Annotated in this window: 11 protein-coding genes; 10 read left to right on the top strand and 1 reads right to left on the bottom strand. The window is 58.1% G+C overall.

What is annotated here, in order from left to right:
• Positions 1-62: 62 nt before the first annotated feature.
• A complete protein-coding gene (ffh, locus tag AC1RN6_RS15740; RefSeq protein WP_493006375.1) occupies positions 63-1,430 on the bottom strand; it encodes a signal recognition particle protein in 1,368 nt (455 codons plus the stop codon).
• Between the two features lie 283 nt (positions 1,431-1,713).
• Between ffh and AC1RN6_RS15735 the strand changes: the two genes are divergently transcribed.
• The 10 genes from AC1RN6_RS15735 (at position 1,714) to AC1RN6_RS15690 (ending at position 13,349) form a co-directional block, all read left to right on the top strand.
• Positions 1,714-2,676 (top strand): ABC transporter substrate-binding protein, encoded by a 963-nt coding sequence (locus AC1RN6_RS15735; protein WP_493006374.1) that lies wholly within the window; start codon positions 1,714-1,716, stop codon positions 2,674-2,676.
• Between the two features lie 35 nt (positions 2,677-2,711).
• A complete protein-coding gene (locus AC1RN6_RS15730; RefSeq protein WP_493006373.1) occupies positions 2,712-3,533 on the top strand; it encodes an ABC transporter permease in 822 nt (273 codons plus the stop codon).
• Between the two features lies 1 nt (position 3,534).
• On the top strand, positions 3,535-4,332 hold the full coding sequence (locus AC1RN6_RS15725; protein WP_050479014.1) for an ABC transporter ATP-binding protein: 798 nt from the start codon (positions 3,535-3,537) through the stop codon (positions 4,330-4,332).
• Positions 4,333-4,504: 172 nt separating this feature from the next.
• The gene (locus AC1RN6_RS15720; protein WP_493006372.1) at positions 4,505-5,314 is read left to right on the top strand and encodes a cytochrome C assembly family protein; all 810 of its coding nucleotides are present in this window, start codon (positions 4,505-4,507) and stop codon (positions 5,312-5,314) included.
• Entirely contained in the window at positions 5,311-5,580 is a 270-nt protein-coding gene (locus AC1RN6_RS15715; protein ID WP_408168227.1) for a PP0621 family protein, read from the top strand. Before AC1RN6_RS15720 ends, AC1RN6_RS15715 begins: the two co-directional genes overlap by 4 nt.
• 37 nt (positions 5,581-5,617) lie before the next feature.
• The gene (ampD, locus tag AC1RN6_RS15710; RefSeq protein WP_493006457.1) at positions 5,618-6,259 is read left to right on the top strand and encodes a 1,6-anhydro-N-acetylmuramyl-L-alanine amidase AmpD; all 642 of its coding nucleotides are present in this window, start codon (positions 5,618-5,620) and stop codon (positions 6,257-6,259) included.
• A 524-nt stretch (positions 6,260-6,783) separates the two neighbouring features.
• Entirely contained in the window at positions 6,784-9,759 is a 2,976-nt protein-coding gene (locus AC1RN6_RS15705; protein WP_493006371.1) for a ribonucleoside-diphosphate reductase subunit alpha, read from the top strand.
• A 253-nt stretch (positions 9,760-10,012) separates the two neighbouring features.
• Positions 10,013-11,206 carry a ribonucleotide-diphosphate reductase subunit beta gene (locus AC1RN6_RS15700; RefSeq protein ID WP_493006370.1) on the top strand — a complete coding sequence of 398 codons (1,194 nt, stop codon included), beginning with the start codon at positions 10,013-10,015 and terminating at the stop codon, positions 11,204-11,206.
• Between the two features lie 505 nt (positions 11,207-11,711).
• Positions 11,712-12,437, top strand: coding sequence for a histone H1-like DNA-binding protein (locus tag AC1RN6_RS15695; protein ID WP_493006369.1), 726 nt, complete (start codon positions 11,712-11,714; stop codon positions 12,435-12,437).
• Positions 12,438-12,806: 369 nt separating this feature from the next.
• Complete coding sequence (locus AC1RN6_RS15690; protein WP_493006368.1) at positions 12,807-13,349, top strand: YggT family protein; 543 nt, start codon at positions 12,807-12,809, stop codon at positions 13,347-13,349.
• The last annotated feature ends 70 nt before the right edge of the window (positions 13,350-13,419 follow it).

Below are 13,419 nucleotides of genomic sequence, written 5' to 3'. Positions count from 1 at the left end.
CCTCTCAAAAAGCCGCCTGGAGCGGCTTTCGTCTTGTTGAGCGCCAGCCGAAAAAACGGCTCTCAGCGCATTCCCGGCATCATGCCCTTCATGCTTCGCATCATCTTCATCATGCCGCCGCCCTTGAGCTTTTTCATCATCGTTTGCATTTGTTCGAACTGGGCCAGCATGCGGTTGACTTCCTGCACCTGGACGCCGGCGCCGGCGGCGATGCGGCGCTTGCGGGTGGCTTTGATCAGTTCGGGTTTGGCGCGCTCCTGCAGCGTCATCGAATTGATCATGCCTTCCATGCGGCGCACCTGCTTTTCAGCCTGGTCCATATTGGCGTTGCCGGCGGCTTGCTGCATCTGGGCCGGCAGCTTGTCGAGCAGACCGGCCATGCCGCCCATCTTCTTCATCTGGCCGAGCTGCGCCTTGAAATCGTTGAGGTCGAACTTGCCGCCGCTCTTGATCTTTTGTGCCAGATCTTGCGCCGCGGCGACGTCGACGCCTTTGCGCGCTTCCTCGACCAGCGCCAGGATGTCGCCCATGCCGAGAATACGATTGGCCATGCGGCTCGGATCGAAGGCTTCCAGGCCGTCCAGCTTTTCCGCCACGCCGGCGAACTTGATCGGTTTGCCGGTGATGTGGCGCACCGACAGCGCAGCACCGCCGCGCGAGTCGCCGTCCAGCTTGGTCAGCACGATACCGGTCAGCGGCAGCGCGTCGCTGAAGGCTTTGGCGGTGTTGATGGCGTCCTGGCCGAGCATGGCGTCGACCACAAACAGGGTTTCGATCGGTTTGACGGCGGCATGCACGGCGCTGATTTCCTGCATCATCGCTTCGTCGATGCCGAGGCGGCCGGCGGTGTCGATGATCAGGACGTCATGGAAATGGCGCTTGGCGTAATCCAGCGCGGCCAGGGCGATGTCGACCGGCTTGTCGGTGGTCTTGGTCGGGAAGAAGTCGGCGCCGGCCTGGCCGGTCACGGTTTCCAACTGGCCGATCGCAGCCGGACGGTAGACGTCGGCGGAGACGGTCAGGACTTTTTTCTTCTTGTTCTCACGCAGGTACTTGGCGAGCTTACCGACAGTGGTGGTTTTACCCGCGCCTTGCAGACCGGCCATCAGGATGATTGCCGGCGGCTGCGTGGCGAAGTTGAGCTGCGATGCTTCCGCACCGAGGTCGGCGCCCATCAGGCTGGCCAGTTCGCGCTGGACCACGCCGACCAGCGCCTGGCCTGGCGTCAGCGAACCGATGACTTCTTCGCCGACCGCCTTTTCCTTGACCTTGGCGATGAACTCGCGCACGGCGGGCAGGGCAACGTCGGCCTCGAGCAGCGCCAGACGCACTTCGCGCAGCATTTCGGCGGTATTGGATTCGGTCAGGCGCGCCTCGCCGCGCATGGTTTTGACGACTTTGGCAAGGCGTTGGGTCAGATTGTCGAGCATGATGAACCGTTAGACTTTGAAAAAAAGAGGGCCGCGGATGCACCGTAAAAGCCGGGCAGAAACCGCAAGGGAAACCGCCATTTTACCTGATCGGCAGTCCCGGCAGCGGCGATCTCGGCAGCCGGATCTGCAGGAGTAGGGGAAAGTACGGTATTGTTCTCGCTGACGTAATTGTGTATACAGTGGCGTTGCATCGAATGGACAGTTCTTCCCATGAGGAAGACGCATATCAACCCCGCGGCGTATTCCGCCGGCGGCGCAAACATAACGACAGGAGAGAGAGATGAACAAGCAACTCATCGCGGCAGCTGCAATGGCTGTTCTGGCAACCGGAGCTTCACTGAACGCAGCGGCGCAAGAAGTGGTGCGCCTCGGCAACCTCAAGTTCGCCCACTACGGTGCGGTGTCTTATATCAAGGAAATTGCGCCGAAGTGCGGCATCAAGGTCGACGAAAAAGTCTTCCCGAAAGGCCCTGACGTGATGCAAGGCATCCTCGCCGGTGAACTCGATGTCGGTACGACTGCGTCGGAAGCCGCCATCTCCGGCCGCGCCAACGGTGCACCGATCTACGTCGTCGCCGGTTTCGCCAAGGGTGGTGCGCGTCTGGTAGCCGGCAAGGATTCCGGCATCAAGTCGGTCAAGGACCTGAAGGGCAAGAAAGTCGGCGTGACCCGCGGCGGTATCCATGAAGTGCTGCTCGACGCCGAGCTCGGCCAGAACGGCCTGACTTCCAAGGATGTCACCATCGTCTATCTGGCTTTCGCCGATCTGAACCAGGCGCTGCTGGGCAAGAACATCGACGCCATGATGCAGAGCGAACCGCAATCCTCGCAAGCCATCAACAAAGGCTTCGGCGTGGAAGTCATGAAGCCGTACGACACGCCGATCGGCGAGCCGGTGCGCACCATGGTGATGACCGAGAAGTTCTATAAAGAGAAACGTCCGCTGGCCGAGAAGTTCATGCGCTGCTTCCTGGAAGCCACCAAGACCTTCATGGACAACAAGGAAACCGCCGAGAAATACGTGCGCGAAGTCATCTTCAAGAACCAGATCACCAAGGAAGATTTCTACGACGCCATCGGCAATTCGCCTTACGCCTATGACATCACGGCTGAGCACATCCAGATCACCACGGACACCATGGCCAAGTACGGCACCGGCAAGATGGCCAAGCCGCCTGTTGCCAAGGATTGGGTGAAAACCGATCTGTTGGAACAAGCCAAGAAAAGCATGAACCTTAAGTAACGCCTTAGGTAACGTAATCAGCTAGGACCACGAACATGGCAAAACGAAAAATAGGGGGAGCCTTGCAGGGATTGGTGGTGCCGGTGGTGGTAATCGCCATCTGGCAGGGCGCATCTTCGCTGGGCTGGATCAATCCGCTGGTCTTGCCATCGCCGTGGGCGGTGGTGCACAAGTGGTTCGAATACTTGTCGCCCACCAAACCGTATGACCCTGCCGACGGCAGCTGGCTGGCCTGGCTGTTCTCAGGCGAGCTGATCATCGACGCCATCGGCAGTCTGTATCGCGTGGTGGTCGGTTTCCTGATCGGCGCCGGGCTGGCCTTGCCGCTCGGTCTGCTGATGGGATCGAGCCAGCGCGTCTACGGCCTGATGAATCTGACGGTGCAGGTGATCCGTCCGATTCCGCCGATTGCCTATATTCCGCTGGCGATCCTGTGGTTCGGGCTGGGCAATCCGCCGGCGCTGTTCCTGATTTCGCTGGGCGCGTTTTTCCCTGTATTGATGAACACCATCGCCGGTGTGCGCCAGGTCGACAGCATCTACCTGCGCGCAGCGCGCAACCTCGGCGCCAGCCAGCGCACGCTGTTTGTGCGCGTGATGTTGCCGGCGGCCGTGCCTTACATTCTGTCGGGCGTGCGCATCGGCATCGGTACCGCCTTCATCGTGGTGATCGTGGCTGAGATGATTGCGGTCAGCAACGGCCTTGGTTTCCGCATCATGGAAGCACGGGAATATTTCTGGTCCGACAAGATCATCGCCGGCATGATCACCATCGGCTTGCTGGGTCTGGCCATCGACATCGGCATGAGCCGTCTGAACAATTACATGCTGCGCTGGCATCGCGGACTGGAGAGCTGACATGAGCGCATCCCAAATCGTCGTTACCGGCGTCAACAAGGTTTTCAAGAGCGACGACCGCGAAGTCGTGGCGCTCAAAGACATCAATCTCGATATCCCCGACGGCCAGTTCGTCTGCCTGCTGGGACCGTCCGGCTGCGGCAAATCGACCCTGCTCAACGCTATTGCCGGCTTTGCTCTGCCCAGTAGCGGCAGCATCACCACCAATGGCAAGCTCGTGGCCGAACCCGGTCCGGATCGGGGTATGGTGTTCCAGGAGTACGCGCTGTTTCCCTGGATGACGGTGGAGCAGAACGTCGCCTTCGGTCTGGAAATCAAGGGTGTCGCCAAGGCCGAGATCCAGGCGCGCGTGACCCAGTTGCTGGACAAGCTGGGCCTGATCGATTTCCGCAGCCGTTTTCCCAAGGATCTGTCCGGCGGCATGCGTCAGCGCGTGGCGATCGCCCGCGTGCTGGCGCTGGATTCGCCGATCATGCTGATGGACGAACCGTTCGGCGCACTCGACGCGCTCACGCGCCGCAACCTGCAGGACGAATTGCTGCGCATCTGGGACGAGTTCAAGAAGACCATCGTGTTCGTGACGCACAGCATCGAAGAAGCTATCTACCTGGCCGACCGCATTGTCGTCATGACTTACCGCCCCGGCACCATCAAGCGCGACATCACCGTCACGCTGCCGCGCCTGCGCGACCCGGCTGACCCGGAGTTCAACGCCTTGAAGCGCGAACTCGGCCAGTTGGTCATGGAAGAGCAGCAGCGCCATCATCACGACGAGATGCGCGCGGCGGCAGTCGACTGACGCCTCTTTGCGCCATTGATTTTGGCGGTTTCATCCCCACCATATTGCTTTAGTCCGAGGCAATATGGTGGTTTCGCATTTGCTTCCCGGTAAGACCATTCAGCGCCTCCGGAACATGTTTCCGGCGGCCGGCGGCAGTCAGCGAATGAGTGACATGGTGTAAACTTAGTCGATGCAAACATATTTTTTCATTCTGGCTGCGCTCCTGTACCTGGGCTGCGCCTTCCTGCCTTCCGAACGGCGCCTGCCGATTTCGATCGGGACGGTGGTCGGCTGGCTGCTGCATGGCGGCGCCCTGATGGCGGACATGTTTGCGCCCGATGCAGTACGCGTGGGTTTTGGCGTGATGCTGTCGGCCACCTTGTGGGTGTCGGTCGCAGCTTACTGGCTGGAAAATCGTAATTTTTCGCTCGACAGCCTGCGCGTGCTGGTGCTGCCGGTGGCGGCCGTGGCGGTGATTCTGCCCAGTGTTTTTCCGGGCAACATGGTGGTCCTGGCGGGCAAGTCGGACTGGTTCCTGTGGCATATCGCCATTTCCATCCTGGCCTACAGCACGCTGACTATCGCCGCTTTCCATGCGGTGCTGATGGTGCTGCAGGAGTCGCGCCTGCATACGCGGCCCGGTCCGGCGCAAAGCGGCTGGTTCTCCATGGCGCTGGATCGCCTGCCGGCGTTGCTGACGATGGAAAAGATCCTGTTCCGGCTGATCGCTTTCGGTTTTGTTCTGTTGACGCTGACCGTGTTGTCCGGCGTCGTGTTTTCCGAGCAGTTGTTTGACAAGGCCTTCCGGTGGGATCACAAAACGATCTTTACACTGCTGTCCTGGGGATTGTTCGGTTTGTTATTGGCAGGACGCAAATGGCAAGGCTGGCGTGGCCGTACCGCGCTCAGTTTCACCCTGACCGGGTTTGCCATCTTGCTGCTCGCCTATGTTGGCAGCCGCTTCGTGCTCGAAGTCGTGCTGCATCGGATACTGGTATGAAATATCTTATTTGGCTGGTGATCGCTCTGGCGGTCGTGGTCTGGCTGCAGCGCGCTAAAAAATCCATCGCGGCAAACGCCGGTTCGCCGCAGGGTTCCGCCGGCGCCAGCCGCAATCCCTTTGCGCGCAAACAGCGCAAGGAAGAAGCCGAGACCATGGTGCAGTGCGCCCACTGCGGCATCCATTTTCCGGCATCCGAATCGGTATCGAACGCTGCGGGTATTGTTTACTGCAGCGAAGAACACCTGAGGCTGGCGTCTTCCTGACATGAAGGCAGACTCCAGCGACCAGCAAGCAGTATCGATGGTCAGCCCGGAGCTGGCCAGGACAGTCCCCCCGCCCCCTGCACAACTGACGATCGCCGCCGACGGCTGGTGCGACCACGCCCTCCGGCAGCCGTCGCCGAACTTCGACGCCCGCGCCGAAGGCACGGTGACCGACTTGCTGGTAATCCATAACATCAGCCTGCCGCCGGGGCAGTTCGGCGGTCCGTTCATCGGCGACCTGTTCTGCAATCAGCTTGATTGTGATGCCCATCCGTATTTCGACCAACTGCGTCCTTTGCGGGTGTCGGCGCATTTCGTGATCCAGCGCGACGGCCAGCTGCTGCAGTTCGTCTCGGCTAACGACCGCGCCTGGCATGCCGGCGTGTCGTCCTTCAACGGGCGCGAGCGCTGCAATGATTTCTCCATCGGCATAGAATTGGAAGGGACCGATTTCGAGCCCTTCACCGATCTTCAGTACCAGGTGCTGGCGACCCTCACGGTCGCTTTGCGGCGGCGCTATCCGCTCACCGACGTCGCCGGTCACGAGCACATCGCGCCGGGGAGGAAGACTGATCCGGGGCCGTTTTTTGAATGGCCTAAATTTCAAAGGGATTTCCTTGCCCATGTTGAATCAGCGCAATTGCGCTTCCCTTCTGGGGTCGGTGAAAGTCAAGCGTAAAACATATAAAAATATCCAGAAATAGCGGTTGCATCTCTCGATTTCAGACACTAGAATTAGTCTCAATTATTCCTTTGGAACTAGATGTAGTGTTTTTGGTAAGTAATTCTTTGATCGTTCTTTGAGTTGGAAGAAGCTGTTCGCGGTCCCCTGGTCACTCTGTGATGACCCTGGATCAAGGCTCTCAACAAGAGCTGGAGCAGGTTCCGCAGGAGTGGGCTTCAGGTTGGGATTCGTAGGGTGGCGAGTCTTGAGGCAAGCAACAATTCAAACGATGTCTCGGTAACACTCCCATTTAAGCATTAATTTCAGGCTTTACATTTCAGGCTTTACATTTCAGGCTTCATTTAATCAGTTCGGAACAGGCCGTACTTATATGCAGTCGCGCTTGCGGCGGTGTTGGCGTCGTCCTGTTTTTGGTATTCGTGAACCTCTTCATATTTTTGCACCTTATATATATGAAGGGTTCTATTGGCAACGCGGGCAGCTCAGCTGTCCGTCAATCATAGTTTTAAGGAGGCTCAGTGCGCTCTACACAAGAAATTTCCGCTAAATCCCCGGCAGATTTTGGCGTCATTCCCACGGCGGGCAACCAAGACGAAGCAACGCCTTCGCAATCGGTTCGTCCTGCTTCCGGTTTGGGTGAATACAGAATCATCCGCCGCAATGGTGCGGTGGTCGGTTTTGAACCATCGAAGATTTCGATTGCCGTGACCAAGGCATTCCTCGCCGTCAACGGCGGCCAGGGTGCGGCTTCGGCGCGCGTGCGCGAAATGGTCGAGCAATTGACCACCAACGTCGTTTCGGCCCTGGTGCGTCGCCAGCCGACCGGCGGCACTTTCCATATTGAAGATATCCAGGACCAGGTTGAACTGGCCCTGATGCGTTCCGGCGAACACGATGTCGCCCGTGCCTACGTTCTGTACCGCGCCAAGCGCATGGAAGAACGCGCACAGCAAGGCGCCGGCACCAAGACCGATTTCGCTGCACCGCAACTGCACGTGGTGGAAGACGGCCAAAGCCGCCTGCTGGATCTGGACGAAGTGCGCACCCTGATCACGGCAGCCTGCGTCGGTCTGGAAAAACACGTCGACGCCGACGCCATCCTGGCGGAAACCGTCAAGAATCTGTACGACGGCGTGCCGGTTGAAGAACTGCACAAGTCGGCCATTCTGGCTGCGCGCGCGCTGATGGAAAAAGATCCGGCCTACAGCCAGGTCACTGCGCGTCTGCTGATGCACACTATCCGTAAAGAAGTGTTCGGCAAGGAAGTCGCGCAAGCTGACGCGCCTGCTGAATACCTGGACTACTTCGCCAAGTACATCAAGAAGGGTATCGCCGCTGAGCTGCTCGACTCCAAGCTGGCCCAGTTCGATCTGGTCAAGCTGGCCAACGCCATCAAGCCTGAGCGCGATCTGCAATTCGGTTATCTCGGCCTGCAAACTCTGTACGACCGCTACTTCCTGCATATTCAAGGCACCCGCATTGAAATGCCGCAAGCGTTCTACATGCGCGTCGCGATGGGCCTGTCGCTGAATGAAATCGACCGCGAAGCACGCACTATCGAGTTCTACAATCTGCTGTCGTCGTTCGACTTCATGAGCTCGACACCGACCCTGTTCAACTCGGGCACCCTGCGTTCGCAACTGTCGTCGTGCTACCTGACGACGGTCGCCGACGATCTGGACGGCATCTACGAAGCCATCAAGGAAAACGCGCTGCTGGCCAAATACGCCGGCGGTCTGGGCAACGACTGGACTCCGGTCCGTTCGCTGGGCGCGCACATCAAGGGCACCAACGGCAAGTCGCAAGGCGTTGTGCCTTTCCTGAAAGTGGTCAACGACACCGCCGTGGCTGTTAACCAAGGCGGCAAGCGCAAGGGTGCAGTCTGCGCCTACCTGGAAACCTGGCACATGGACATCGAGGAATTCCTCGAACTGCGTAAAAATACCGGCGACGACCGCCGTCGTACGCATGACATGAACACCGCCAACTGGATTCCCGACCTGTTCATGAAGCGCGTCATGGAAAAGGGCGAGTGGACATTGTTCTCGCCATCCGATGCGCCAGACCTGCACGACAAGTTCGGCAAGGCCTTCGAAGAAGCCTACACCGGCTACGAAGCCAAGGCTGCCCGCGGCGAGCTGAAGCTGTTCAAGAAGGTGCAAGCGCTGGACCTGTGGCGCAAGATGCTGTCGATGCTGTTCGAAACCGGCCACCCATGGATCACTTTCAAGGACCCATGCAACATCCGTTCGCCGCAGCAACACGTCGGCGTGGTTCACAGCTCGAACCTGTGCACGGAAATCACCCTGAACACCAACGAGTCCGAAATCGCCGTCTGCAACCTGGGTTCGGTCAACATGCCTGCTCATCTGGTGAACGGCGAGATCGACCACGTCAAGCTGCAAAAGACCATCCGCACCGCAATGCGCATGCTCGACAACGTGATCGACATCAACTACTACGCCGTCAAGAAGGCGCGTGATTCCAACCTGCGCCATCGTCCGGTCGGCCTGGGCATCATGGGCTTCCAGGACTGCCTGCACATGAAGCGCGTGCCTTATGCTTCGATGGACGCAGTGGAATTCGCCGATCGTTCGATGGAAGCCGTCTGCTACTACGCTTACTGGGCATCGACCGAACTGGCGGAAGAGCGCGGCCGTTACAGCTCCTACCGTGGTTCGCTGTGGGATCGCGGCATCCTGCCGCAAGATTCTCTGAAGCTGCTGGCGCAAGAACGCGGTGGCTATCTGGAAGCGGACATGTCGGAAACACTGGACTGGTCGGCACTGCGTTCGCGCATTTCCGAGTTCGGCATGCGTAACTCGAACTGCGTGGCGATTGCTCCGACAGCAACGATTTCCAACATCATCGGCGTGTCGGCTTGCATCGAACCGACTTACCAGAACCTGTATGTGAAGTCGAACCTGTCGGGCGAATTCACCGAAATCAACGAGTACCTGGTGCGTGATCTGAAGGCCCGCGGCCTGTGGGACGAAGTCATGATTTCCGACCTGAAGTACTTTGACGGCAGTCTGGCCAAGATCGACCGCATTCCGCAAGATCTGCGCGATATTTACGCCACCGCCTTCGAAGTCGAACCATCCTGGCTGGTGGAAGCTGCATCCCGCCGTCAAAAATGGATCGATCAGGCTCAGTCGCTGAACATCTACATGGCCGGCGCATCGGGCAAGCGTCTGGATGAGACTTACAAGCTGGCATGGTTGCGCGGTCTGAAGACCACCTACTATCTCCGCACCATCGGCGCGACCCACACCGAGAAGTCGACTTCCAAGACCGGCGCCCTGAATGCTGTGGCAGTGGACGGCGGTGTCGGCCATAGTGCAGCGGCTGCCTCGGCGCCAGCATCGATGACGGCGTCTGCCGCCAGCACGGCAACCGTGGCGGCAGCAGCAGTTGAAGCCGAAGCCGACGGCGAGGCATGCTATCTGCGTCCAGGCGATGCAGGTTTTGAAGAGTGCGAAGCCTGCCAATAATCCCGGCAGGCGGTAAAAACAGGTAGCAGCCGCCGGCAAGTCCGGCGGCAGTCTTCTCCGGAAGGTGAACGAGCTGCCTGCATCAATGTCATAAGTCACATCCCGGCCGCGTCGGGATGTCAGAAAATAAGAGGCTGTTGCGAAGTGAGTGTGGCCAGGCGCGCCGACGCAGACAGTACGACTGTACGGCCAGGAGGCGCAACAACGCCACGGTCATTTCGCAACAGACTCTAAATTAAGTAAAGGATCAAACATGCTCTCTTGGGATGATGAAGTGAAGGCCTCGCCGGCACCATCCGCGCCGCACGCCTCGCAAACGCCTCAGCCTCAATTGCAATCGGCCGCTATCAACAATGCACGTCCGCAGTTTTCTGACGTCGCGCTGAATCCTGCTCTGGTTACCAAAGACGAAGCGCCGGTAGACGTAACCAGCCGCGTCAATGCAGCTGACAAGCGCATCATCAACGGCCACACCGACGTCAATCAGCTGGTGCCGTTCAAATACAAATGGGCATGGGACAAGTACCTGGCCGGCTGCGCCAACCACTGGATGCCGCAGGAAATCAACATGCAGCGCGACATCGAGCTGTGGAAGAATCCGAACGGTCTGACCGAAGACGAGCGTCGTCTGGTCAAGCGCAACCTCGGCTTCTTTGTCACCGCCGACTCGCTCGCCGCCAACAATATCGTGCTGGGCACCTACCGCCACATCACCGCGCCGGAATGCCGCCAGTACCTGCTGCGCCAGGCTTTTGAAGAGGCGATCCACACCCACGCTTACCAATACATCGTCGAGTCGCTGGGTCTGGACGAAGCCGAAATCTTCAACGCGTATCACGAGGTGAAGTCGATCCGCGACAAGGACGAATTCCTGATCCCGTTCATCAACACGCTGACCGATCCCGAGTTCAAGACCGGCACCACCGAGAACGACCAGAAGCTGCTGAAGTCGCTGATCGTTTTTGCCTGCATCATGGAAGGCCTGTTCTTCTACGTCGGCTTCACGCAGATCCTTGCGCTGGGCCGCCAGAACAAGATGATGGGCGCCGCCGAACAGTATCAATACATCCTGCGCGATGAATCGATGCACTGCAATTTCGGTATCGATCTGATCAACACGGTGAAGATGGAGAACCCACATTTGTGGACGCCGGAATTCAGAAACGAAATTAAATCGTTGTTTTTAAGCGCCGTAGAGTTGGAATATCGCTACGCAGAGGATACAATGCCGCGAGGCGTGCTAGGTTTGAATGCGCCGATGTTCAAAGGTTACTTACGATTCATCGCTAATCGTCGCGCACAGCAAATCGGACTCGACCCACTGTTCGCGCAAGAAGAAAATCCGTTTCCGTGGATGAGCGAGATGATCGATTTGAAGAAGGAGCGCAACTTCTTTGAAACCCGAGTCATCGAATACCAAACCGGAGGCGCGCTTAACTGGGAATGATGTGCCCATCTCGTCAATGCTCTTCAGCGAGATTTGTGAGGCACTCAACAGTCGGGTAGCTTGCAAGATATCCGACTGCCAAAATACGGAAGGCTTTCACCAAATTTAATGAACAGTAAAAGACCGAAACGATCTTCTCTGTTATCGCCGCTTAACTCGATTAAATCGGGTCAGGCGGCTTTTCCTTTGAAAAACCTGAAGGTTTTTCGGGAATAGTATTCCTGACGCTAGCGTGTAATCCGCTGGCGTTTTTTTTGGTTGTGGCGTTCGCGAAGGCGCGGACCGAAGCTCTGAGCCCCTGCACAAGCGGGGCAGAGGCCAGACCAAGATAGCTGAAGCGCTGCATAGGTGAGGGGATGCAGCAGTTCAGCTGGTGCCGAATTCATTAGCGCAAGCAGAAGCTTGCTTGTGCCGATGAATAATCCGCCTGCATCATCGCGATGGTACAGACGGGTTTCTTAAATCAAGCTTGATTTTTTCCATCACGTGAAGAAGGAGAAACAAAATGGCAACAGCAGCAAAGAAACCAGCAGCGAAGAAGCCTGCTGCAAAGAAACCAGCGGTCGCCGCTAAGAAGCCGGTTGCAGCCAAGAAGGCAGCAGCTCCGAAGAAGGCAGTCGCCGCTAAGAAGCCAGTCGCTAAGGCAGCAGCAAAGCCAGTGGCAAAGAAAGCAGCAGCTCCTAAAAAAGCAGTTGCAGCTAAGAAGCCAGTAGCGAAGAAAGCAGTCGCAGCTAAGAAGCCAGTAGCAGCGAAGAAGCCGGTAGCTAAGAAAGCAGTCGCAGCGAAGAAGCCGGTAGCAGCGAAGAAGGCAGTTGCAGCCAAGAAGCCAGTGGCGAAGAAAGCAGTTGCAGCCAAGAAGCCAGTAGCGAAGAAGGCAGTTGCAGCTAAGAAGCCAGTAGCGAAGAAAGCAGTCGCCGCTAAGAAGCCAGTAGCAGCGAAGAAGCCAGTCGCCAAGGCAGCAGCAAAGCCAGCAGCAAAGCCAGCAGCCAAGAAGGCAGTTGCAGCTAAGAAGCCAGTCGCGAAGAAGGCAGTCGCCGCTAAGCCTGCTGCTAAGCCAGCAGTCAAGGCCGCAGCTAAGCCAGCAGCGAAGAAGCCAGTTGCCAAGAAGGCCGCAGCTAAGCCAGCAGCGAAGAAGCCAGCAGCGAAGCCAGCTGCAGCAGCTCCAGCTGTGAAGACTGTGCTGAACCCGGCAGCAGCTTGGCCGTTCCCAACAGGCACAACACGTCCTTAATCGGACCTGGCCTGGCGCCTGAGTAATCAGGTGCAAAATACCGCTGTGTGACTCGTTCATGCAGCGGTTTTTTTTCGCCGGTGCGGGTGCCCATGTGGCCGCTGTGCGGACGGTGCAAGCGAATGTCGCGGCGCCCGCCCGATCGTTCTGAGGGCGACTATGCCGGCGCCGGTTGCTGCAGCTTTCATTCACGATGTCACCGCATCGATGGTCTTGACGCAGCCAGGGCTTTGTTAATTATTCCCCGTCCCCATATAGGGAACAGCGCTGCATGGTTTAGTATGTGCACTGAGCATCGAACCCGATGCGTATGCTTGGTTTTCGCGCCGCGGAAGCCGATGGGCAAACAGCTTCTTATGGAGAGTGACCGTGTTGCATAGCATTTTCATGTTGATCGTTGACGCCATCGCCAGCGTGCTGGCTGGAGTGCTGCTGCTGCGTTTCTGGATGCAGGTTGTGCAGGTGCGTCCGCCGGCATCGGTGGGGCAGTTCGTGTTCCAGCTGTCGGATTGGCTGGTCAAGCCGCTGCGTAAAGTGCTGCCGGGTGTCGGCGGCTACGACTGGGCCAGCCTGGTTGGCGCCTTCCTGATCGTGCTGCTGTCAACCATCGCTGCGATTGGATTCATCTCGGGGTTTGATTTCCAACCCATCATCCTGTTGTCGCTGGTGCGCTTTTTCCAATGGATTTTCTACGGTTTCATGGCCACGCTGATCCTCGAAGCGATCTTCAGCTGGGTCAATCCCTATGCACCGCTGGCGCCGTTTGTGCGGGCGCTTAATGAGCCGTTGCTGCGTCCGCTGCGCAAGGTCATTCCGCTGATCGGCAATGTCGATCTGTCGCCGCTGGCTGCGCTGATCCTGCTGCAGATCGCCGTGCGTCTGGTCAGTACGCTGCTGCTTTCCATCGGCTGATCACTCCAGACCGGACAAAATAAAACAGGCCGCACGGTGCATCGTGCGGCCTGTTTTGCGTTCGGGCTTT

The sequence above is a fragment of the Herbaspirillum sp. GW822-FHT03A08 genome, from assembly GCF_058801885.1.
This window is presented reverse-complemented; position numbering and strand designations above follow the sequence as displayed.

Coding starts and splice junctions, on each gene's coding strand:
- AC1RN6_RS15725 (WP_050479014.1), top strand. CDS start 3,535: ATGAGCGCATCCCAAATCGTCGTTACCGGCGTCAACAAGGTTTTCAAG.
- ampD (WP_493006457.1), top strand. CDS start 5,618: ATGGTCAGCCCGGAGCTGGCCAGGACAGTCCCCCCGCCCCCTGCACAA.
- AC1RN6_RS15735 (WP_493006374.1), top strand. CDS start 1,714: ATGAACAAGCAACTCATCGCGGCAGCTGCAATGGCTGTTCTGGCAACC.
- AC1RN6_RS15715 (WP_408168227.1), top strand. CDS start 5,311: ATGAAATATCTTATTTGGCTGGTGATCGCTCTGGCGGTCGTGGTCTGG.
- ffh (WP_493006375.1), bottom strand. CDS start 1,430: ATGCTCGACAATCTGACCCAACGCCTTGCCAAAGTCGTCAAAACCATG.
- AC1RN6_RS15695 (WP_493006369.1), top strand. CDS start 11,712: ATGGCAACAGCAGCAAAGAAACCAGCAGCGAAGAAGCCTGCTGCAAAG.
- AC1RN6_RS15720 (WP_493006372.1), top strand. CDS start 4,505: ATGCAAACATATTTTTTCATTCTGGCTGCGCTCCTGTACCTGGGCTGC.
- AC1RN6_RS15700 (WP_493006370.1), top strand. CDS start 10,013: ATGCTCTCTTGGGATGATGAAGTGAAGGCCTCGCCGGCACCATCCGCG.
- AC1RN6_RS15730 (WP_493006373.1), top strand. CDS start 2,712: ATGGCAAAACGAAAAATAGGGGGAGCCTTGCAGGGATTGGTGGTGCCG.